The organism is Gemmata sp., assembly GCF_051859125.1.
Classification (GTDB): Bacteria; Planctomycetota; Planctomycetia; order Gemmatales; family Gemmataceae; genus Gemmata.
The window spans coordinates 1,572-22,368 of sequence record NZ_JBHYGG010000310.1; the positions used below are offsets into that span (position 1 = coordinate 1,572).

Consider the following 20,797-nt stretch of genomic DNA (forward strand, 5'->3'; position numbering starts at 1 on the left):
GTGGCGCGTACCCCGGTGGCGCGTACCCCGGTGGCGCGTACCCCGGTGGCGCGTACCCCGGTGGCGCGTAGCCGGGTGGGGCGTAGCCGGGTGGGGCGTAGCCCGGGTACTGCCCGTACGGTGCCGCCATCGGATATCCGCCCGGCATCATCCCTTGCTGGACCGCGGCGGGGTGTGCGGGGTAAGCGGCCGGGGCCGCGTACGGTACCTGCGCGCTCGCCGCGCCGGTCCCGAGGAAGAACGAAAGAAGTCCGAGCTTGCGACCCAGCATAACGCCTCCTTGCGTTAAAGTGGTGCAGAGCAGTTCGGGCGTCACCGCCCCGTCCAGCACTAGATTCGGCACGGCCGGCAGCGGCGGAGTCGCCCAATGTCGGGACCGGGGGATTCACCCGACGCCCCGGGGTCGGCGGAACCGGTACAGCTTCACATTTGGCGCGAGGCGACTCGAATGGGCGGGCGAGAAACCCTGGCGCACGGCGGGCCGGGATCGTCAGCGACCGGAGATGCTTTGGTGGGGCAGACGTTCTGGTCTGCCTCGTGAGGCGTCTGGAGGCAGGCAAGCATGCCTGCCGCACCAGACCAACCGCGGACCTTCTACCTTGAACTCGCCCCCGGTCACAGTAGTCCGGGGATGGGGTCGTTCTCGGTCAGTGCGTTGGCGACGCGGCCCAGGCCCGGCCGCACCCGGACCTCGCCGAGGTCGAGGACGCTGCCCATGACCGTCGCGAGCAGGTTCTTCGGCGTGTACCGCTCGGTCGCCGGCTGCGACGCGGTCCGGTCCGACTGGCCGATCACCTGGCCGTCCTTCAGGCCCCCGCCGGCCAGCAGGAGCGTCGTCAGGTTCGCGTAGTGGTCGCGGCCGCCGTTCTTGTTCCGCCGCGGGGTGCGGCCCATCTCGCCGGTGACCACGAGGAGGATCTTGTCGGACAGGCCGCGCTCGTGGACGTCCTCCAGGAACGCGGCGACGGCGTGGTCCACCTGGCTCGTCATCGGCGGGAGCCCGGCCATGTTCTTCGGGCTGTTCTCGTTGGCGTGCATGTCCCACCCGCAGTCCGACACGGTCACGAACCCGCACCCGGCCTCGCACAGCCGCCGGGCCAGGAGCAACTGCTTGCCGAGCAGGTTCGACGACCGCTTCATGTCGTGAAATTTGGCGAGGCCCGCGCGCGGGAACAGGCCGCTCGTGTCGTACCGCGCGACCGTCTTCGGGTCCTCCTTCGACACGTCGAAGGCGTCGCCGACCCCGCGGACCACCACGTCGAACGCCTGCTGCTGGAACCGGTCGAGCCCCTCCATGAGCCCCGACGCGTCGGCCCCGCGGCGGACCGTGTCGAGCCCCGCGAGGAGGTGCCGGCGGTCGCTGAACCGCTCCTGCGGGATGTTCATCTGCAGGTTCTTCTTGAGCTGGTCGCCGCCGCTCGGGTCGAACGCCGCGTACCCCGGCCCGAGTTCGCCGGGGGCCGTCAGGGTCGGCAGCGCGCCCGTCTCGAAGTTGCTACCGAGCTTCAGCCCCGGCTCGACCGCCTCGGGGAGCACGAGCACGTTCGACGGGATGCCGGTGTCCGGGTTCGTGGTCCCGGCGACGCGGGCGTACATCGCCCCCATCGACGCCTTGAGCGGGTTCCCGCCGCTCGTCACGGACAGGTACGTGTGGTCGGCGTTCATCGAGGCATAGGACCGCACGACGGTGAACTTGTCGGTCATGCTCGCGAGCTTCGTGAACGTGCCGCCGAAGGTGACGCCCGGGGTGCGGGTCTTCACCTCACCCGTCATGCTCCGCACGTCCTCGGGGGCCGACATCTTCGGGTCGAAGAACTCGATGTGCGACGGGCCGCCGGACAGGAACAGCAGCACGACGGCGCGGTCCTTCTTCGTGGTCGGCTGGTTGCCGTCCCCGGCCCGGGCGCGTGCGGCGAGCAGTTCGGGGAGCCCGAGGCCGCCGAACAGGCCGAGGCTTCCGACCTTCAGGAAGTCACGGCGCGACGCCCCCTGGCAGTGGCGGCTCCGTCGCGTGTCGCTGATCGTGAGCATGGGTGGGCCTCGTCGAAGTGTGGGTGCGGTGGGGCGGGAGTGCGGACCGGGGGCCGGGAGCGGCCGGAGTCGGCGGGGCAAGCGGTCGGGCCGGTGGAAAGGCGGCGGGGGCGGGGCAAGGCTCGGCACTCGTCATCATGTCGGATCGCCCGCCCCCGCTCAACCACGAAATCCCCGCGCCTGCCATTTTTGCACCACCGGGCCCAAACGACGCTCGCCAGGGAATGGTTACCGGCGGCCCGCGCCTGCCGCAAATTCTTGACTTTTTTGCACCTCGGGCGCGGCCGCGGGGGAGCCCCGGAGTTTGGCACGGATCTTGAAATGCAGCAGTTCCGAGGCCCGCTGTGGCGCGAATCGTTTCAGAGGGCGTCCCATCCAATGCAGTGACCGGGGGCGACCCCGGGCCAACCCAACCGTGAAGGAGGAGTGCTCATGTTTCAGACCCGCCATCACCCGTTCGGGGCGCTGTGGAACGAGTTCAACCAGGTGCAGGACGAGTTCGCGAAGTGGCTGAGTCGGGCCGGCACGCCGGCGACCGCGCCCCAACTCACCGTGTGGGAGGACGAGCACGCCGTGTACGCCGAGGCCGACCTGCCCGGCGTGGACCCGGCCCAGCTCGAGGTGACCGTGACCGAGGGGAACCAGCTCACCGTGTCGGGCGAGCGGAACCCGCCCGAGGTCGCCGGGGCCGTGTGGCTGCGGCAGGAGCGGCCGTTCGGGAAGTTCACCCGCGTCGTCGGGCTCCCGGCCCTCGTGGACGCCGACCGCGTCGAGGCGAAGTACACCGACGGGGTCCTGAAGCTGACGCTCCCGAAGCACGAGGCCGCCAAGCCCCGGAAGATCGTCGTCAAGGGCGAGTGACGCGCCGGAGGTGCTCGGTTGCCGTCGATGGCGGCTGGCGGGCCGCCACGGAGGGCGGCCCCTACAAACCAACAGCTCTGGTCCGGTAGGGGCCGCCCTCCGTGGCGGCCCGCGTGAGGGCAACGACTCAACGGAACGAGGGCCCCGGGTGAGCCCCGTGGCTCGGTAGTCCAATCACACATCACCACCCAATTAAGGAGAACGTGTCGTGACGAACCTTGCACGCGAAGCGCCCGCCCAGAACGGCCCCGCGGCCCCCGCCGAGGAGCGGTCGGTCACCGTCGGCCCGCGGGTGGACGTTCTGGAGACCGAGGGCGAGTTCCTCGTGGTCGCCGACATGCCCGGGGTGAAGCCGGGCGACGTGGACATCCGGTTCGAGAGGGGCGAGTTGTCGGTGCACGGGCGGCGGCCCGCGACCCGCGAGTACGACCCGACGAACTACCACCGGGTGTTCCGGGTGGCCGAGACCGTGGCGGCCGACCGGATCACGGCCGAGTTGAAGGTCGGCGTGCTCACGGTCCACCTGCCGAAGGTCGAGGCGGTCAAGCCGAAGCGGATCGCCGTGACCGGGTGACCGGCGGCGAAAATTCGAAGCACGAAGCACGGAGCACGAACGAGAGCCCGACAACCGGTGTCGGATTTCGTGCTTCGGATTGGTTGCGGGCAGTGGTGGGGTGTTGGTTCGGGGGCGGTGGTCGTAGATTGTCCCGGTGTCCGTTCCGGCGGGCGGTGCGGTCGCGCCGCCCCCCGCGACGCGAGGCCCGCACCCGCACCCCACAACCACCGTCACCAGTCATGTTCGCACGCCGCGACTACCTCCGCGACTACATGATGATCCCGCCGGGCACCGGCGAGGCGTCCGTCGTCAACTCGATCATCGAGATCCCCAAGGGGCGGCGGAACAAGTTCGAGGTGGACAAGGTCACCGGCCTCATCAAGCTCGACCGGTACCTGTACAGCTCGGCGGTGTACCCCGGGGACTACGGGTTCATCCCGCAGACGCTCGCCGAGGACGGCGACCCGCTCGACATCCTCGTGATGGTGAACGAGGCGACGTTCTCGGGGTGCCTGATCGAGGCCCGGGTGGTCGGCATCTTCCGCATGAAGGACAAGGGGTTCAACGACTTCAAGATCCTGGCGGTGCCGCACAAGGACCCGCTGTTCGCGCACATACGCAAGCTCGAGGACGTCCCGGTCCACTTCTTGCGCGAGGTCGAGTTCTTCTTCACGACCTACAAACAGTTGGAGGGGGTGACGATCGAGCCCCTCGGGTGGTCGTCGAACGAGAACGGCACCGCCGAGGTCCGCGAGTCGGTCACCCGGTTCCGCTCGTCGCTGGGCAACATCAACGATTGACGCCGCCCCGGTACTCATCACCGCCTCACATCCGTCTGTTGAAATGAATGCGCCGGCCGCGCCGGCTCGGGCGCTTCCGCCGGTCGGGCTGCGGGCACAACTCGTGTCGCGCCCGGTCGTTCCGGGGGCGCGTGCCGTACCGTGCGTGCCGCCCTGCCTTGGCCCGCGGCGCGATTATTCGCCGCGCCGTGTCCGAATTCGCGGGTATCTTTGGTTGACTGCTGTGTACAGACGCACCCGCGCCACTCTCCGACGGTGAGGACGAGATGCCCGATATGAGCCGCAAGAACGCGCCCCGCACCCGGCTCGGTGTGGAGATGCTGGAAGACCGCACCGTCCCGGCGACCTTCGCACCGAACCAGGGCGAGTCGCTCGCAGTGGGGGACGTGATCCCCGGCAACAGCCTGACCCCCGGCGGCACCGACTACGAGTACGTGACCGGGACCGGCCCCGGCACCCTCGGCGTCGTTAAGATCTTCGACTCGAACGGGGTACTGAAGCAGCAGGTGACGCCGTTCGCCGGGTGGACCGGCGGCATCCACGTGGCGGTCGGTGAGGTCAACGGGCTGGCCGGCTCGCCCAAGGCCATTACCGTGGGCGGCATCTCGATGGCCGGTGACGGCACCGTCACCGTCAACGTGGGGGCGGGGCTCCCCCACGGGTTCACGGTGGGGCAGACGGTCAGGATCTCGGGCGCCAACGTGTTCGACGCGATGACGGGCACCATCACGTACAGCTACGACGGCGAGTTCACGATCACGAACGTGATCGACGCCTTCTCATTCGAGTACATTACTTTTCCTCCTCAAATGCTCCCCGGGGCGGCCGACGGCGGGACCGCCGCGACACTTCAAAAGGACATCATCGTTTCGACGGCCGCCGGGGGAACGGGGCGGGTGCGGGTGTACTCGTTCACGGGCAACCAGTTCCGGTCCCAGGCCCTCCTGACGCCCTTCGGGCCGAATTACGTCGGCGGCATCCAGGTGACGACGGGGAACGTGACCGGGGACTACACCCGCGAGATCCTCGTCGGCCAGGAGACGAACGGCTCCGTCGTGAAGGCCTTCTCGGTCGACCCGAACTCGGCGGGCAAGTCCTTCTTCGAGGTCCGCAAGTTCAAGGCGTTCGAGGCCACCTACAAGGGCGGCGTGTCGCTCGCGTCGACCAACATCGACGCCGCCTTCTTCGACCCGACCGGCGACACCGAGCCCGACTACAACGAGATCATCGTCGGGAAGGCGAGGAGCGCCCCGCTGCTGCGGATCTACGACGCCCAGTTCCCGGCCGTTTCCCTCCGGGCCGAGTACTTCGTGTTCGACACGGGCAGCAGCATCGCGACGACCGGGATCAACGTCGCCGCGGGGAGCACCGACGGCCTCCGCGGCGGCGAGATCTACGTGAGCCTGAGGAACTCGACCAACGTGCAGATCATCAGCGGGGAGACCGGCGTGCCCATCGGCGAGTTCAACGTCCCCTACCCCGCGTCGTACGGCCGCAACGTCGAGATCGCCATCAACGAGCTGGCCGACGACATCACCCCCGCCTCCCGCAACACGAGCTACGACGACCTCGTCACGGACATGTTCATCGTGGCCGGGGACGGGCCGTACTTCCAGGTGCCGATCGTGTTCCCGGGGGTGTACTTCTCGCCCGCGGGCCTCAACGGCAGCAACCCGGCGCCGTGACCAGCGGGTGACCATGAACGACGCACCGGCCGCGGGCGATGTGCCCGCGGCCGGCTCCGTTACTGCCGCAGTTCCTCCCGCAGCGTCATGAGCAACTGGCCGAGGCGGTTCTTGCCGGAGCCGTCGCCGCCGTCGCCCCAGTACGCGTCGTTCGCGGTGTGCTCGACCAGCGTCGCGTCGCCGGTGCCGAGCAGCACGGCCCTCAGGTCCTCGTGCTGGGTGAACTTGGCCCGCAGCGCGTCGAGCATCACCCGCTCCTTCACGGCCTCCCAGTCGCGCCGCAGCGGGCGCTTGCGGTCCCGGCCCATGCTCGCGGCCTGCGCCGGCTTCGGCGCCCTCCGAACCTCCTCCTCGTCGGGCTCGCCGGCGAACTTCTGGGCCTGGAAGTAGTGCTCGCTCGTCGGCCACCGCTTCCCCTTGAGGAAGATCGGGTGCCGCGAGAAGTTCGAGAAGCACCCGTAGTCGCCGGTCGTGGAGTAGAACTCGATCACGGCCTTCGGTGTCGCGTCGGGCATTGCGGGCCTCCGGGGTGGGCTCGGGTGCGGGGCGGTAAAGGACGCTCGGGGGACGGCGGCGGTTCGCGCGGCGGCCTACAATTGTTGTCCCCGCCCTGGCGCCCCGAGGTGACCGCGAATGGCCCCCGCACTCCCCCGGTTCGGATTGTCTCGACTCGTGCCGGTCGCGGCCGCGGTCGCCCTTGCGGCAGCGGGCTGCGCCCCGAGGCACGCCGAAGGCCCGCGGACGCACCCGCGGCAGGTGCTCATCATCCGCCACGCCGAGAAGCCGCCGGACCGGGCGAACTCCACCGACCTCTCGGCGGAAGGCACGGCGCGGGCCGAGGCGCTGCACGCGCTGTTCGAGAGGTCCGACGCGCGGCCGGAGCCGTTCGCGGCGCCCGACTTCATCTTCGCCGCGCGGAACTCCGGGAAGAGCCACCGCCCCGTGCTCACGGTGGCCCCGCTGGCCGCGAAACTCAACCTGCCGATCGACGCGGGCTTCACCAACGACGCCCCCGCGGACTTGGCCCGCGAACTCTTCGGGAACCCCCGGTACGCCGGCAAAACGGTCCTGATTAGCTGGCGGCACGGCGCCACCCCGGAGCTCGCCCAGTTGCTCGGGGCCAGGAGCGCCCCCCTCCGCTGGAAGGACAACGTCTTCGACCGGGTCTGGGAGATCACCTACGCCGCCGACGGAACGGCGACCTTCGCCGACCGCCCGCAACGGCTGATGCCGGGCGACTCGGCGGAGTAGCGGCGGGACCGGGTCGCAGCGTCACACGCTGCGCTGCTTCAGCAGGGGCCGGCCGAGGACGGCGTCGCGCTCGGTGAACGGGCCGTCGGTGGTGTCGCGGGTCAGGCACCGGGCGTACATCTCGAACTTCGCGTCCAGGTCGTCGGCGTGGTGCAGGATCAGCACCTCGGGCACGCACGGCAGCCGCGGCGAGCCCCACTCGGGGATGCGAAGGTGCGTCACCACGACGTGCAGCAGCAACTCCAGCAGTTCCGGGTTCAGGTCGGGCACTCCGCGGGCAGCCTCGCGAATGAGGTCGTAGGCGAGGAACAGGTGCCCGAACAGCTCCCCGCTCACGCCGGGCCTCGCCGGCTGGCCCGGCGCAGCGACCTCCAGTTCCCGCACGCGGCCGATGTCGTGGAGCGCCGCCCCGGCGACGACGAGGTCGCGGTTCAGCGGCGGCTTCAGGTCGGGGAACTGTGCGGCGTACCGGTCCGCGAGGAGCGTGCAACTGCGGACGACGCCGAGCGTGTGTTCGAGCCACCCGCCGGGGAACGGGTAGTAGTGCCGGGCCGACGCGGGGATCACCTTCAGCTCGGCTGCGTGCGTGTCGAGGAGCTTCAAAACGAGCGCGAGCAGCGGTTCGTCGCGGAGTTCGCGGGCGACCGTGTCGCGGAGGTCGGCGAACAGCGCGTCGGGGTCGAACCGGGACCGCTCGACGAAGTCGCGCTCGCAGAACCCGTCCTCGCGGTCCCGCTCGAGGACCGGCCGGGCCTGCTCGACTTCGAGTTGCGGGCCGAACTTCTCGTGCTCGGAGAACGTGCCGCGGAGCTTGAAGAACCCGCCCACGGTCCAGTCGCGCTGACACGCTTCATAGAACCCGCCGTCGGCCCAGACCATGACGCTGACCGTGCGGCGCTGGTCCCGGAACCGGCACGAGTAGAACGGCTTGCCGTCGCGAGTGGACCGCGGGGTCTTCTCCGCGAGCTGGGCGAAGCAGTCGGCGTGCTGCCCCGGCGTCATCTCGCTGAGCCGCACGGGGAGCTTCTTGGGCTTCGACATGGCGTTCCACCTCGCGGGGGTTCCCACGAGGATACCCGGGCGAGCGTCAGCGGGCTACGAGGCAGGTCCGGATGAAGGTGTGGCGGGGTTTGAACCTCGGTTGTGTCTCAGGAGCGCGGCGTACAGAAACCAGGTGAACCCGAAGCAAAAGAGCGCTCTCCAGAATGCGGCCTCCGCTAATTTCCAGTTACTCCTTTGCGGCTCAACTGCTGACCACCGCACCGAATCAACGACGCCGTCGGCGGTTGACCACTCCTGGAGTTCACTGCTGTTCGGATCATGGTGCGCCGTGGCTCGGGACGGTGGTGGCCCCTGGATACCCCACTCCCCGTCGCGCACCTCAATCCGCCCGTTGTACGTCGTCCACTCCAATACGTACGGCCACTGATTGCCGGAGTACTTCCGGAACCTGACGGGCTCCGGGGAGCGGTAATCCCCCGGAGGTCCCCCCACGATCCGCTCGACCTCCTGGATCGTCATGCCGGGGCGAATGCCCGTCGCCGCTTCCTCGCTGGTGTCAATGCCCCAGTGATCGAACCGGTACGACAGGAACACCATCCCAGTGAGCGGAAGAACCAACAACCAGAGGGTGAGGAGGAGTCTGGACACGGCGGGCGCACCTCGTGGGGTTTCCCCGAGGATACCCAAGTGAGCGTCAGTGGGCTACGTGGCGAGGCCGTTCGCGCTGCTTGTGGATTGGGGCAGGTGTCCGGGCGAACCCTGAGCGCCAGCGAGGGGGTGCGCCCCACCCCCTCGCTGGCGCTCAGGGTTCGCCCGGGTCGGTCGCCGGACTACCCCCTGCCCACTGCCCACTCAAGGGGCCGGTTGCCGCGCGTCCCGCGGCCCCTACAATTCACTCTTCCATTACCTGCACCCCGGCACACCACCGGCTGATGCGAGGGCACCGTCCCGATCGCAGGCCGGCCGCGGGTCACAGAGGCCGCCACGTTGCGGCAGAAGGCGCTCCAATGTCTCTCGGTCTCCTCGGTTTCAAGCTCGGCATGTCGCAGGTGTTCGTCGGCGACGGCACGGTCGAGCCGGTCACGATCCTGCAGCTCGGGCCGTGCCCGGTGCTCCAGATCAAGACCCCCAAGACGGACACCGCCAAGGGCGACGGCTACCCGGCCGTGCAGCTCGGGTTCAAGGACAAGCCCCGCAAGGCGGCGACCCGCCCGGAGCAGGGCCACGTCGCGGCGGGCCTGAAGTCGAAGCGGAAGGAGGCCCGCCAGAAGGCCGGCGTCGCCCTCCCGCCGAAGGCCGACTGCGAGCCGCAGCGGCACGTCCGCGAGTTCCGGCTCGACAAGGGCAAGGGGTTCGTCACCAAGTTCGACTGCACCACGGGCGAGGCCAAGGTGACGGTCGAGCGGATCAAGACGACCGGCGACGCGAAGCAGCCGTTCCAGGCCTACGCCGAGGACCTGACGGTGAAGGTCGGCCAGGTGCTCAGCGTCGCCGACGTGTTCAAGGACGTGCTCGCGGTCGACGTGGTCAGCAACTCGAAGGGCCGCGGCACGACGGGCGTCATGAAGAAGTGGAACTTCGCGGGCCTGCCGGCGGCGCACGGCTCGAAGAAGAACCACCGGCAGCCCGGCTCGACGTCGTCGCTGGCCAGCAACCGCGGTAGCGGCCGCCCGAAGAAGGGCCGCAAGCTCGCGGGCCGGTACGGGGCCGAGCGGGTCACGATCCGCAACCTGTCGGTCGTGAAGGTGGACGGCGAGAACAACATCCTGCTCGTCCGCGGCGGCGTCCCGGGCCACAACGGCACGCTCGTCATGGTCAGCCCGACCAACAAGGTCGGCCCCGGCTCGCCGAAGGCCAAGACCAAGAAGGTCGAACTCGCCGGCGGCAAGAAGAAGTAACCTCCGCTCCGCGGTAGGCACGAAATTCGAAGCACGAAATCCGAAAGGAAGAGCCCGAACCGGGGCTTCCTCATTTCGGATTTCGTGCTTCGAATTTCGTATTTATTTCAGGCGGAGCGGTTCGTAATCCTATCCCCATCGAACCACCGAGGGACCCCATGACCACCGTTGCCGACCTGAAGGGCCAGACCGTCGCGTTCGCCGCGAGCGGCGGCCTCGACTCCTGCACCGTGACCCGCTGGCTCACCGACAACGGCGTCAAGGTGGTGTGCTTCACCGCCGACATCGCCCAGCCCGACGAGACCGACTTCGGCACCATCGAGAAGCGGATGCGGGCGTGCGGGGCGGCCGACTACGTCGCGGTCCCGCTCCACGACATGATCGCCGAGAGCGGGGTCGAGGTGCTCCAGTTCCAGGCCCGGTACGAGGGCGCGTACTGGAACACCACCGGCATCGGCCGGCACGTCATCGTCGCCGGCATCGTCCCCGAGATGAAGAAGCGCGGCATCAAGGTGCTGGGCCACGGCGCGACCGGCCGCGGCAACGACCAGGTGCGGTTCCAGCTCTGCACCAACATGCTCGCCCCGGAGTTCGGCGTCTACGCCCCGTGGCGGGACCAGGCGTTCCTGGCGCGGTTCCGCGGCCGCAGCGAGATGATCGACTACTGCACCTCGCACAAGCTCCCGATCACCGCGAGCAAGGACGCCCCGTACTCGACCGACGCGAACCTGCTCGGCCTCACGCACGAGGCCGGCAAGCTCGAGCACCTCACCACCGACCCGTGGTTCGTCACCCCCGGCATGGGCGTGCTCCCCAAGGACGCGCCGGACGCGCCCGAGGTCGCCACCGTGCGGTTCGAGGGCGGCCGGCCGGTCGCGTTCAACGGGAAGAAGGTGACCGCGTTCCAGGCGATCCAGGCGGCGAACGCCGTGGGCGGCAAGCACGGCGTCGGCATCTGCTCGCACCTCGTCGAGAACCGGTTCGTCGGCATCAAGAGCCGCGGGGTGTACGAGGCGCCCGGCATGGAGCTGCTCGGGACCGCTTACGCCTTCCTGCTGCAACTCGTCCTCGACCGCCGGAGCCGCGAGCTGTTCGACCAGCTCTCACTGTTCGTCTCGAAGCAGATCTACCAGGGGTACGGGTTCGACCTCGGCACGCACGTGGCCCGTGCGGCGCTCGCGCCGATCAACGCCCTCGCCACGGGCACGATCGCGGTGAAGCTGTACAAGGGCCGGGCCGAGTTCGAGTCGGCCGCCGACGTGCCGCACCAGATGTACTCCGAGGCGAACGCGAGCATGGAGGCGATCGGCGCGTTCGACCACGCCGACAGCGAGGGGTTCCTGCGCGTGCTCCAAGTCAGCGCCCGCGCGCTGGCGGCCAACGGGCAGGTCGCGGCCCCCGCGTGGGCGGCGCGGTGAGGCATGGAATCATGGCGAGCCGGGAGCGTCAGCGACCGGAGGTTTGGGGAGCGCCCAACTCCGGTCGCTGACGCTCCCGGCTCGCCCAAATCCCCGGCGCTTCTGAGGTGGCACGGGCGGGCCGGGTGTGCGAGGCTAAAATACCCTCAGGACGTGCCGCGGGACCGCCGCGGCCACCCAGGTGGAACCTGAGACCGCCGCCGTGACCGACCCCGACGCCCTGTACCGCGCGATCCTCGCGGCCCCCGACGACGACACCCTGCGGCTCGTCTACGCCGACGCCGTCGAGGAGGCCGGCGACCCGCGGCGGGCCGCGTTCGTCCGCACCCAGGTGCAGCTCGCCCGCGTCCCCGAGTGGGACCCCGCGTGGGTCCGGGTGCGGCACCACGAGCGCGACCTGATGCCCGGTGCGTGGGTCCGCGACCTCCCGGCGCTGCCCAACGGCCTCGACTGGGCGCGCGACCCGTTCCGCCGCGGGCTCCCGGCGCACGTCGAGGCCGAGGACGCCGGCACGTTCCTCACCCACGCCGACGACCTGTTCGAACAGTTCCCCGTCGAGGCCCTCGTCCTCCGGAACTCGCAGCTCTCGACCGCCCGGCAGTTCGCCGCGTCCCCGTGGGTCGCGCGGCTCGTGCGCCTGGCCGTCACGCAGGGGATGGGGGCGCCCACGGCCCGCTGGCTCCTCGGCGCGACGCACTACGAGCGGCTCCGCGAGCTGCACATCGGGGCCGTGCTCACGACCGCCGAGACCGCGACGGCCGTGGTCCGCAGCCGCATGTTCCGCCAGCTCACCACGCTCAGTTGCCGCGACGACCGGGCCGGCGGGCAGACGCTCGTGAACGAACTCACCCGGCTCGCCGACCCGCCGCAACTGAAGGTGCTCGACCTGTCCGGGTGCCGGCTCAACTCGGAACGGATGGCGCGACTCGTCGCGGCCCCGGCGCTGGCGGCCGTCGAGGAGTTGGACCTGAGCGACAACAACCTCCGGGCCGAGTCGCTCCGGGCGCTGGCCGAGGCCCGGCTCCCGCACCTCAAGAGCCTGCACCTGCTCCGCACGCACCCCGAGGGCCAGGGCGTGGCGGCGGTCGCACGCGCCGGGTTCCTGCCGCAGCTCCGGAGCCTGTCGCTGGGCGGGTGCTTCCTGAACCCGCCGTCGGCCGTCGCACTGGTCCGCACCGCGGCGGTCGCGAACCTCCGCGTCCTCGACCTCCGCGACAACGCCCTCGGCGACCGCGGCGCGACGACGCTCGCGAACAGCCCGCACCTCAAGAACCTCGTCCACCTCGACCTCGCGTCGAACCTGATCGAGGACGCCGGCGCGACCGCACTGGCCGAGTCGCCGCACTTCGACGGCCTGATCCACCTCGACCTGCACGGGAACCTCATCACCCCGGCCGCGGCCGCCCGCCTCCGCAAGCGGTTCGGCGACCGCGTGTTCCTCTAACGCCCCGGGAACTCGCCCGCGACGGACCGCGACGCCCGGCGCGCCGACCCTCCCCGCCGACACGCGCCTCTGGGCCGCGCTCAAGCACGCGAGCGGCGGCGTCTGGGGCGGCTGCGTCTACGACCCCGACCTGATTGCAGCGGCGCTGGCCAAGAGATGAGCCACATGGTTGAAGATGCCCCCGACGACTCGCCGGCAGCCGCCTGGGACTGGTGTCAGCAGCTGTCCGAGTATGGTCTGCATCTCGGGTGGGACGTTGCCGCACCCGAGTGGGACCGCCGGATCCGACTCCTGCTCGTGGCCGCCCTCCGGGCGGTCTGGACCCATATCCCACCGGATTACCGACCCGCGGTGGAGGCCGCCGAGCGGTACGCCGACGCCCGGCACGAGTCGGTCCTCCTGCGGGCCGGCGTAGACGAGCCCCCCGACCTCGGAGAGGGACTTGCTCACGTCCTCTCATGGAGGGCATACGAGACCCTGGACCCGGACCTGGTGGACGACCGGAAGTGGCCGTTGTGGGTGCGCATCCTGACTTCACTGGCGTGTGACCCGGTACCCGGCCGGGACCAACTGTCCGCGACGGAGTTTCACCTCGCGCTGTTCCGGGACATCTTCGGGAACCCGTACAAGCCGGTGGCGTTCGACGCGGCGTGGCGGAGTGACACCGCGGTGTCACTGGCGAAGCACATCTATGAAGCGCGGGACTTCGGCGCGATGCCGATCCTCGCCGACGCGCTCCAGGACGCGGGGTGCGAGCACGACGGCATCCTGACCCACTGCCGCGACCCGCAGCAGGTCCACGTCCGCGGGTGCTGGGTCGTCGATCTGGTGCTCGGCAAGGGGTAGGGTGCGTCGACACCTCCGCGGCAACCTTCGCCGACCGCACCGCGACCGAGCACCCGCCGTTGTCACTCCCACTCGATGAGCGACTGCGTCTTGATGAGCGAGAACTCGTCCGGGAAGGTGTGGTACGCGGTCACGCTCAGGCCCGACGGGACCGCGGTGGCGATGACCACGCCGAGCGGCGACAGGCTCAGGCGGTTCTCCGACTTGCAGTGGAACGCCAGCCCCTTTCGCGCCCCCTCCAGGGCGAGTTCTTCGTGGACGTGCGCGAACTGCTCCGGGTGCAGCGTCTCCAGTTGCGAACTCACCTGGTACCGCACCCCGCCCGGGAACGTACACCGTGCGGTGCGGCTCGCCTCGAACCGGTGGCCCAGCCGCTTGCCGGTCGCGGGCAGGTCCATGTCGGCCGTCGCGGTGACTTCCTCGATGTGAACGCGGCCGTCGGTCCAGCCCAGGACGTGGCCGGTGGCCGTGAGCCGCGCCGTGAACGTGTACCCGTCGCGCCGCACCGCCTTCGCGAGTAGCACGTCGAACAGCTCCGGGTGCAGCGGGCGGTCGTAGAGCCGGAACACGAGGTCCGCCACCTTCGGGCGAACGAACGGCGGTCGCATCACACTCCCCGGGGTCCGTCACGGTGCGGCGGTCGGAAGTGCAATTCTACACCGGAGGGGGGAACGAAAAAACGGGGGCCAGATGGCCCCCGTCCCGTTCGAACCGTGTTCGAACACCGAACTCACTCCTTGACCGCGTCCTTCTTGCCCGCCACCGGCGGCATGGTGGCCGGCGGGGTGGCGGCCGGCGGGACCACGACGGTGCCCGTGGCGCACGGGGCCTCGCAGGCCGGAACCGCGACGGCGCAGGTGTCGCAGCCCTTGTCCTTCTTCTTGCCGCACAGGCGGCTGAAGAGGCCCTTGCGCTTCTCCTTCTCGCAGCACACCGGGGCCGGCTCGCAGGCCGGGGCACACGGGGCCGCAACCACAACCGGGGCGGGGACAACAACCGGGGCCACGACGCCGCCGGTGCAACCGGCCGGGGCCGCGATCACGCCGGTGCAGCCGGCCGGGGCGCCGGTGCAGCCGCCGTCGCACCCGCCGCGGTGGTGCTTGCCGAAGAGCCCGCCACGCTCGCGGCCGCCGCCCGAGCAGCCGCCGCGGTCGCGGCCGCCGAGGAAGTGGTGGCCGCCGCCCGAGCAGCCCGCGTCGCCCGTGCAGCCCGCGACGACGTCGCCGTTGCAGCCGCCGCCCCGCTTGCCGAAGCTCGTGGCGTCGCCCGAACCCGTAACCGCAACCATCAATACCATCCCGTACATCGTGTGCTCCCTCAAGGTGTGCGGGACCGCCCGAAAACGGTTGGGGCAGGTCCAGTCTCCCGACATTGGGTCCGCAACAGACCCAGCGATGACTCGCGAAGTCGATGGTAAGTAGAGGGGTTTGGACCGTCAACGGTAATCTGGGCAAATTGGCGTCGGTAGAGAATTTGCGCCGCCGTTTCGGTTCCGAAGATGCCGGGAAGGAGTGTTGTGCGGTTCCATTCCGGACGCGCGTGTCCTGATTTTCGTGCGGGCGGCCCCGGTGCGGGGCCAACGCAGCGGGGGGGATTGGGGTTATGCCTTCCGCCCGCCCCGGCCGATCCGTTATCCTGCACGTACCCAGGTTCGCCTCACACCCGCACCCCGAGACCGCCGTCATGGACCGTGACGCCCCCGCGCCCCCGCTCACCCCGGCCGACGCCGTTCCGCCGCACGACCCGGCGTTCGTCCGGGTCACCGGGCTGTTGGGCCTGGGCCTGACCGCCGCGGCCGGCGCGCTGGCGGTGGTCGCCGCGACCGCGGCCCCGGCCCCGGCCGTCCTCACCCCGGTCCAGGCCGGCCTGATCTTCCTCGGCGTCGTCACCGCGGGGGCGGCCGTGTCGCTGCGGGCCGACCTGTGGTGGGCGTGGACCGTGTTCGGGGCCACGGCGCTCCTCGGCTCGTTCGCGCTGCCGGTGAGCTGGGACTCGTTCGTCGCGTTCCTCCAGGTGGTGGCCGGGATCGGCGCGGCCGGCACGGTGCTGTGCCTCAGCTCCACCGGGTGGCGGGTGGCCGCGATCTCCGCCGCGGTCCTGTTCCACTTCAGCGGGATCTTCGCGGCGACGACCTCGCCGCACCCGCAGCCGTGGATCGTCGAGCAGGCGTGGACCCGCATGTACCACCCGTACCTGAACTTCATCTACATGCGGAACGCCTACCACTTCTACTCGCCCGACCCCGGTCCCGCGAGCATCCTGGTGTTCTTCCTCAAGACCGAGACCGGGACCGACGCCAGCGGGAACAAGGAGTACAGGACCGAGTGGGTGACCATGCCCCGGCGGCCCGACGACCTGAAGGACCCGCTCGGCCTGGGGTACTTCCGCCGGCTGTCGCTGACCGAGCAGGTGGCCCGGCCGAACCCGCAGGGCGGCGGCCGGTTCGAGGAGACCGAGATGTGGTTCCGGCGGCAGAAGCGGGCCGCGTCGGCGACCAACCCGATCCCGTTCCACCCGGTCGACGGGGCCACGTCGCAGTACCGCCTCCCGGCCGCCGAGGCGCTGCGGTACGTGCTCCCGTCGTACGCCTCGCACGTGATCCTCGACCACACGGCGGACAAGGACGAGGCGGCCCGGACCACGGTGAAGGTGTACCGGCTCGAGCACGTCACCACGTCGGTCGAGCAGTTCCGCCAGAAGCTCCCGAACGGGGAGTACGCGAGCCCGTACCACCCGGCGACGTACCGGCCGATCTTCCTGGGCGAGTTCGACGCCCGCGGGAACCTGCTCGACCCGCACGACGGGATGCTGTACTGGCTCGTCCCGATCCTCCCGCAGACGACCCCGCTGCCCGGGTCTGACGGCAAGGGGAAGGGGTACTACGACTTCATGTCGGTCCACGCCCTGGGGCTGTCGCGGGACGAGGTGTTCGCCGCCGACGAGACGGCCGGCAAGGTGTTCCCGTGGTACCGGATGAACCCGCGAAAATAGGTCCAGGTTACGCGCGCCACCCAGTGCTCCCGCACCGGGCTACGAACGCCGACCCCCTGCGGGGGTGAAGAGAGCGGAGCCCGGGATTGAGGTCTCCGCCCCGAACGGGCCGGCGTCTGTGGGCCCGGTGCGGGAGCACTGGGTTCCCGGCGTTGAACTTTGAACGTTGAACTCGAAACTCGAAACTTCATTCTGCCACGAACCCGGCACAATCCATGAGCACGACGCCAGCCCCCGCCCTGCCGAACCAGCCCTGGTGGCGCGGGTGGGCCGACTTCTGGTTCCGCCCGACGGACCCGACCACCCTCGCGTTCATCCGCATCTGCACCGGGCTGCTGGTGCTGTACACGCACCTGACGTACAGCCGCGACCTGCAGGCGTTCTTCGGGAAGCACGGGTGGTACGCGGCCGCGTTCGTGGACCGCGAGCGGCACGAGCAGCCCGTCTACGTCTCCCCCACCGACTGGGACGACCCCGGCGCGTGGCCCCGGCTGTCCGACTTCCCGCACCGCCGGGCCGCGTTCATGGAGTTCCTCCGCAACGTGCCCGGGAACCCGAACGAGCGGGCCGCGGCGCTGGCGTACCTGAAGCGGGCCAACGAGCTGTCCAACCCCGACGGGTTCCGCCAGGCGATGGAGTTCGTCCGCGACCTGCCGACCGGCGACGAGGTGAACAAGACCGTCACCGTGATCGAGAACGGCGAGGCCAAGGACCGGCCCGTCGAGGCCGCCGCGGACCGCGTCCCCGGGTTCTTCCTGACCCGCGACGCGGCCGAGCGGAAGAAGATCGCCGACGAGGTCCGGGCGTTCTGGGCCGTGCTCCCGAAGACGCAGACCGCCGACGCGAGCCGCACGACCGCGACCTACGTGGCCAACCACTTCATCGAGCTGCACCCGGCGTCCCGGGCCGCGCTGGTGAGGTACATCTTCGACCTGCCCGAGGACCCGGCCGAGCGCGAGAAGTGGCTCGACTACCTGAACTACTGGAACGCCGACCGCCGGCTCACGTACCGCACCGGGCACGCGGGGTTCTCGGTCTGGTTCCACGTCACCGACCCGACCCAGATGGCCCTGATCCACGCCGGGATCATCGTGACCATCGCGCTGTTCACCGTCGGCCTGTTCACCCGCGTCACCTCGGCCCTCGTGTGGGTCGCGTGCGTGGGCTACATCCACCGGACCACGCAGGTGCTGTTCGGCATGGACACGATGATGAACATCCTGCTGTTCTACCTGATGATCGGGAACAGCGGCGCGGCCCTGTCGGTCGACCGCCTGATCGCCCGGTACCGGGCGGCGCGGGCGAGCCTGAAGCGGACCGGGACCATCGACGCCAACACCCGGGCGTTCCTCGCGTGCCCGCCGCCGTCGGTCGCAGCCGGGTTCGCGCTGCGGCTCCTCCAGGTCCACGTGTGCTTCATCTACATGGCGGCCGGGCTCTCGAAGCTGAAGGGCGTGTCGTGGTGGTCCGGGGCGGCGTTCTGGGAGGTCGCGGTGAACCCCGAGTTCACCCCGCTGAACTACTCGTGGTACGAGGCCGCGCTGCGGTGGGTGGCCCAGCACAAGGCGGTGTACCACACGGTCTGCACCGTCGGCGTGTGGTTCACCCTGGCCGTCGAGATCTCGCTGCCGTTCCTCGTGTGGACCAGGGCCCGGTGGCTGATCCTGCTCCTGGCCACCGCGATGCACGCGGCCATCGGCGTGATGATGGGCCTGAACTTGTTCGAGCTGCTGATGATCGTGATGTTCATCGGGTTCCTGCCGGACCGGGTGATCCGCGACCGGTTCCGGGGCGGACCGAACCTCCCGCGGTTCACGTTCGCGTTCAACCCCGCGACCGATTCGCACGCCCGCGCCGCGGCCCTGGCCCTGGCCCTCGACGCCGACAACCAGATCGCGCTAAAGCAGGACCGGGCGGCGGCCGGCACCGCGGTGGCCGGGGCCGACGGCGCGCCCCGCACCGGCCCGGACGGGCGGCGGGTGCTGACCAAGGGACTCCGGTTCCTCTCGGCGGTGTCCTGGGCGCTGTTGCTGCCGGGGGTGAGCGGGCTGCTGACCCGGCGGCTGTTCCCGACCGCACCGGCCGCCGCACCGGCCCCGGTCGCGCTCCCGAAGGTGGCCCCCACCGGCGCGAAGTGACGTCCCGACTTGGCGGGCGGGGGGCGCGAGCCCCCCGAGTTCTTCTCGTCTCCCTTCGCACTTGCCTCGGGGGGCTCGCGCCCCCGCTCGCCCGAACCAGCGGTCGCTGCCCAAAACCAGGCCGGCGGTTTCGCTCAAGGCCGCATATTGCCGCGACCGATTACATCCGATGGCGGAAGGATTCCACCTCGGGAGGGCGGCAATGCGACGCGAACACGCCCTGGTCGTCGCCGGGTGCCTCGCGGCGTGCGCCGCGCTCGCGCCCCCGGCCCGCCCGCAGGACGGCGACCTCCAACCGTACTTCTGGCCGCACCGCACCGTCGGCATCCCGGTCGACGCGGACCGCATCGCCAAGCTCCCCAACAAGCCGTCGAGCCTCCAGCTCTACTACTCGGTGAACCGGTCCGCGTTCCAGAAGGGGCCGAAGCTCCCGCCGGACGGCATGCAGCAGCTCGACGGCGGCAAGAAGGGGTTCCTGTTCGCCGCCGAGCGCGACGGCGACTACGAGTTCACCGTGCAGTTCGTGTACCCCGACGGGAGCACCAGCCCGCGGTCCGACGAGCTGACCCCGCAGCAGCGGATCGTCATCGACGCGACCCCGCCGGCGGTCCGCCTCCAGCCGTCGAACAACGGCGTCGAGTGGCGCACCACCGACGACAACCTGGACCCGGCCGGGGTCACGCTCCAGTGCAAGTGGCCGACCAGCCAGGAGTGGACGACCGTCACCGAGCGCGCGTTCCGGGCGAGCGACACCTACGCCTGGAAGCTCCCGCCCGGGAAGGTGCTGGAGGTCCGCGTGCAGGCCCGCGACCGCGCCGGCAACGAGGGCGTGTCGCCGGTCGTGAAGATCCCGCCGGACGCGGCCACGGGCGTCGGGTTCCCCAAGGGGCCGGTCGCCGACTGGCCGCAGGGCAACCCGAACCTCCCGGCCCCGCGGATCGACTACGTCAACACGCTCAAGTTCGACGTCGACTACGCGATCCAGCGGATGGGCCGGTCGGGCGTGCAGGCGGCGCACCTGTTCGTGCTCAAGAGCCAGGGGAACTGGGAGCTGGTGAAGCGGTTCCCGGTGCGGCTGATGCCGGGCGACAAGGACCCGCAGGCGCAGTCGCTGTCGCTCCCCTACGAGGCGAAGGAGGAGGGCACCTACGGGTTCTACGTCCTCCCCGAGAGCGGGGCCGGCAAGAAGGGCGACGACCCCCGCCGCGAGGACCCGCCCATGCTGTACGTCGTCGTGGACACCACGATGCCCTACGTGCAGATCACCGGCGTGCAGGCGAAGAAGGGCGGCGCGCGGGGCCCGATCGTCGAGATCACCTGGAAGGCGGCCGACCCGAACCTGATGCCGCAGCCGATCAGCCTGGAGTGGTCCCTGGACGCCAAGGCCGCGAAGTGGAACGAGATCAAGTACCGGCTCGACAACAACCTGACGCGGGACACCGGGCGGTACGCGTGGGAGGTGCCCGACGAGAACCTGTGGAAGTTCTACGTCCGCATCCGGGCGGTGGACAAGGCGTCGAACACCGGCGAGCACGTCTGGGGGCTCCGCGACCCGGACGGCAAGAACGCGCCGGCCGAGGTGATCGTGGACCTGGACACGCCGTCGGGGACGATCAACAAGGCCCGCGGCGGCAACACCCCGAGCCCGCCCGGCGGCGGGTCGCCGAAGCCCCCGACCGGCTCCGACAGCGCCCCCCGCGCCGCGCCCACCGACCTCCCCAAGCCGCCCACCGGCAGCCCGGCGCTCCCGGCCCTGCCGTAGTGAACCGCGGTCCGGTGCGCCCGAATCGTTTCGCCCTGTTCCACGGCCCTCCCCACTTTGTGGGGGAGGGTGGCGGGGCTCGGCGAGCCGGGTGGGGGGCAACGCACGACGCGC

Annotated in this window: 18 protein-coding genes; 12 read left to right on the forward strand and 6 right to left on the reverse strand. The window is 70.3% G+C overall.

The window, feature by feature from the left end:
• Positions 1–615 precede the first annotated feature (615 nt).
• Positions 616–2,031: a DUF1501 domain-containing protein gene (locus tag ACTIGN_RS33485; RefSeq protein WP_439632193.1), complete on the reverse strand. Its 1,416-nt coding sequence runs from the start codon at positions 2,029–2,031 to the stop codon at positions 616–618.
• A gap of 432 nt (positions 2,032–2,463) precedes the next feature.
• On the opposite strand from ACTIGN_RS33485, the gene ACTIGN_RS33490 reads away from it, so the two are divergent.
• The 4 genes from ACTIGN_RS33490 (at position 2,464) to ACTIGN_RS33505 (ending at position 5,933) form a co-directional block, all read left to right on the forward strand.
• Positions 2,464–2,892: an Hsp20/alpha crystallin family protein gene (locus ACTIGN_RS33490; RefSeq protein ID WP_439632194.1), complete on the forward strand. Its 429-nt coding sequence runs from the start codon at positions 2,464–2,466 to the stop codon at positions 2,890–2,892.
• A gap of 208 nt (positions 2,893–3,100) precedes the next feature.
• Positions 3,101–3,466: an Hsp20/alpha crystallin family protein gene (locus ACTIGN_RS33495; RefSeq protein WP_439632196.1), complete on the forward strand. Its 366-nt coding sequence runs from the start codon at positions 3,101–3,103 to the stop codon at positions 3,464–3,466.
• 221 nt (positions 3,467–3,687) lie between these two features.
• Positions 3,688–4,248 (forward strand): inorganic diphosphatase, encoded by a 561-nt coding sequence (locus ACTIGN_RS33500; protein WP_144953504.1) that lies wholly within the window; start codon positions 3,688–3,690, stop codon positions 4,246–4,248.
• Between the two features lie 275 nt (positions 4,249–4,523).
• Positions 4,524–5,933: a hypothetical protein gene (locus tag ACTIGN_RS33505; RefSeq protein ID WP_439632198.1), complete on the forward strand. Its 1,410-nt coding sequence runs from the start codon at positions 4,524–4,526 to the stop codon at positions 5,931–5,933.
• A 59-nt stretch (positions 5,934–5,992) separates the two neighbouring features.
• Here the strand turns inward: ACTIGN_RS33505 and ACTIGN_RS33510 are convergent, their stop codons facing one another.
• Positions 5,993–6,448 carry an NADAR family protein gene (locus tag ACTIGN_RS33510; protein WP_439632200.1) on the reverse strand — a complete coding sequence of 152 codons (456 nt, stop codon included), beginning with the start codon at positions 6,446–6,448 and terminating at the stop codon, positions 5,993–5,995.
• A 118-nt stretch (positions 6,449–6,566) separates the two neighbouring features.
• Here ACTIGN_RS33510 and ACTIGN_RS33515 point away from each other — a divergent pair, with 118 nt between their 5' ends.
• Positions 6,567–7,184, forward strand: coding sequence for a histidine phosphatase family protein (locus ACTIGN_RS33515; RefSeq protein WP_439632202.1), 618 nt, complete (start codon positions 6,567–6,569; stop codon positions 7,182–7,184).
• Between the two features lie 21 nt (positions 7,185–7,205).
• Here the strand turns inward: ACTIGN_RS33515 and ACTIGN_RS33520 are convergent, their stop codons facing one another.
• Both ACTIGN_RS33520 and ACTIGN_RS33525 read right to left on the reverse strand, forming a co-directional pair.
• The gene (locus ACTIGN_RS33520; RefSeq protein WP_439632203.1) at positions 7,206–8,225 is read right to left on the reverse strand and encodes a 3'-5' exoribonuclease YhaM family protein; all 1,020 of its coding nucleotides are present in this window, start codon (positions 8,223–8,225) and stop codon (positions 7,206–7,208) included.
• A gap of 54 nt (positions 8,226–8,279) precedes the next feature.
• Positions 8,280–8,834 (reverse strand): hypothetical protein, encoded by a 555-nt coding sequence (locus tag ACTIGN_RS33525; protein WP_439632205.1) that lies wholly within the window; start codon positions 8,832–8,834, stop codon positions 8,280–8,282.
• Between the two features lie 359 nt (positions 8,835–9,193).
• On the opposite strand from ACTIGN_RS33525, the gene ACTIGN_RS33530 reads away from it, so the two are divergent.
• The 4 genes from ACTIGN_RS33530 to ACTIGN_RS33545 all read left to right on the forward strand — a co-directional run bounded on the left by ACTIGN_RS33530 (position 9,194) and on the right by ACTIGN_RS33545 (position 13,792).
• Entirely contained in the window at positions 9,194–10,084 is an 891-nt protein-coding gene (locus ACTIGN_RS33530; RefSeq protein ID WP_439632207.1) for a large ribosomal subunit protein uL3, read from the forward strand.
• A gap of 158 nt (positions 10,085–10,242) precedes the next feature.
• The gene (argG, locus tag ACTIGN_RS33535; protein ID WP_439632209.1) at positions 10,243–11,502 is read left to right on the forward strand and encodes an argininosuccinate synthase; all 1,260 of its coding nucleotides are present in this window, start codon (positions 10,243–10,245) and stop codon (positions 11,500–11,502) included.
• Between the two features lie 202 nt (positions 11,503–11,704).
• Positions 11,705–12,946, forward strand: coding sequence for a TIGR02996 domain-containing protein (locus ACTIGN_RS33540; RefSeq protein WP_439632211.1), 1,242 nt, complete (start codon positions 11,705–11,707; stop codon positions 12,944–12,946).
• Positions 12,947–13,111: 165 nt separating this feature from the next.
• Positions 13,112–13,792: a hypothetical protein gene (locus ACTIGN_RS33545; protein ID WP_439632213.1), complete on the forward strand. Its 681-nt coding sequence runs from the start codon at positions 13,112–13,114 to the stop codon at positions 13,790–13,792.
• A 62-nt stretch (positions 13,793–13,854) separates the two neighbouring features.
• Here the strand turns inward: ACTIGN_RS33545 and ACTIGN_RS33550 are convergent, their stop codons facing one another.
• On the reverse strand, positions 13,855–14,400 hold the full coding sequence (locus ACTIGN_RS33550; protein WP_439632215.1) for a DUF2617 family protein: 546 nt from the start codon (positions 14,398–14,400) through the stop codon (positions 13,855–13,857).
• 122 nt (positions 14,401–14,522) lie between these two features.
• A complete protein-coding gene (locus ACTIGN_RS33555; protein ID WP_439632217.1) occupies positions 14,523–15,080 on the reverse strand; it encodes a hypothetical protein in 558 nt (185 codons plus the stop codon).
• A gap of 395 nt (positions 15,081–15,475) precedes the next feature.
• Between ACTIGN_RS33555 and ACTIGN_RS33560 the strand changes: the two genes are divergently transcribed.
• From ACTIGN_RS33560 to ACTIGN_RS33570, 3 genes are all read left to right on the forward strand, one after another.
• Positions 15,476–16,783, forward strand: a complete 1,308-nt coding sequence (locus ACTIGN_RS33560; protein ID WP_439632219.1) for a hypothetical protein — start codon at positions 15,476–15,478, stop codon at positions 16,781–16,783.
• Between the two features lie 215 nt (positions 16,784–16,998).
• On the forward strand, positions 16,999–18,921 hold the full coding sequence (locus tag ACTIGN_RS33565) for a hypothetical protein (RefSeq protein WP_439632221.1): 1,923 nt from the start codon (positions 16,999–17,001) through the stop codon (positions 18,919–18,921).
• A gap of 202 nt (positions 18,922–19,123) precedes the next feature.
• Positions 19,124–20,683, forward strand: a complete 1,560-nt coding sequence (locus tag ACTIGN_RS33570; RefSeq protein ID WP_439632223.1) for a hypothetical protein — start codon at positions 19,124–19,126, stop codon at positions 20,681–20,683.
• The last annotated feature ends 114 nt before the right edge of the window (positions 20,684–20,797 follow it).

What these genes read in the sequence shown, in the direction of transcription:
- ACTIGN_RS33565 (WP_439632221.1), top strand. Translation starts at nt 16,999, where the DNA reads ATGAGCACGACGCCAGCCCCCGCCCTGCCGAACCAGCCCTGGTGGCGC.
- ACTIGN_RS33560 (WP_439632219.1), top strand. Translation starts at nt 15,476, where the DNA reads ATGGACCGTGACGCCCCCGCGCCCCCGCTCACCCCGGCCGACGCCGTT.
- argG (WP_439632209.1), top strand. Translation starts at nt 10,243, where the DNA reads ATGACCACCGTTGCCGACCTGAAGGGCCAGACCGTCGCGTTCGCCGCG.
- ACTIGN_RS33550 (WP_439632215.1), bottom strand. Translation starts at nt 14,400, where the DNA reads ATGCGACCGCCGTTCGTTCGCCCGAAGGTGGCGGACCTCGTGTTCCGG.
- ACTIGN_RS33500 (WP_144953504.1), top strand. Translation starts at nt 3,688, where the DNA reads ATGTTCGCACGCCGCGACTACCTCCGCGACTACATGATGATCCCGCCG.
- ACTIGN_RS33515 (WP_439632202.1), top strand. Translation starts at nt 6,567, where the DNA reads ATGGCCCCCGCACTCCCCCGGTTCGGATTGTCTCGACTCGTGCCGGTC.
- ACTIGN_RS33570 (WP_439632223.1), top strand. Translation starts at nt 19,124, where the DNA reads ATGCGACGCGAACACGCCCTGGTCGTCGCCGGGTGCCTCGCGGCGTGC.
- ACTIGN_RS33510 (WP_439632200.1), bottom strand. Translation starts at nt 6,448, where the DNA reads ATGCCCGACGCGACACCGAAGGCCGTGATCGAGTTCTACTCCACGACC.
- ACTIGN_RS33555 (WP_439632217.1), bottom strand. Translation starts at nt 15,080, where the DNA reads ATGGTTGCGGTTACGGGTTCGGGCGACGCCACGAGCTTCGGCAAGCGG.
- ACTIGN_RS33490 (WP_439632194.1), top strand. Translation starts at nt 2,464, where the DNA reads ATGTTTCAGACCCGCCATCACCCGTTCGGGGCGCTGTGGAACGAGTTC.
- ACTIGN_RS33520 (WP_439632203.1), bottom strand. Translation starts at nt 8,225, where the DNA reads ATGTCGAAGCCCAAGAAGCTCCCCGTGCGGCTCAGCGAGATGACGCCG.
- ACTIGN_RS33485 (WP_439632193.1), bottom strand. Translation starts at nt 2,031, where the DNA reads ATGCTCACGATCAGCGACACGCGACGGAGCCGCCACTGCCAGGGGGCG.
- ACTIGN_RS33545 (WP_439632213.1), top strand. Translation starts at nt 13,112, where the DNA reads ATGGTTGAAGATGCCCCCGACGACTCGCCGGCAGCCGCCTGGGACTGG.
- ACTIGN_RS33505 (WP_439632198.1), top strand. Translation starts at nt 4,524, where the DNA reads ATGAGCCGCAAGAACGCGCCCCGCACCCGGCTCGGTGTGGAGATGCTG.
- ACTIGN_RS33530 (WP_439632207.1), top strand. Translation starts at nt 9,194, where the DNA reads ATGTCTCTCGGTCTCCTCGGTTTCAAGCTCGGCATGTCGCAGGTGTTC.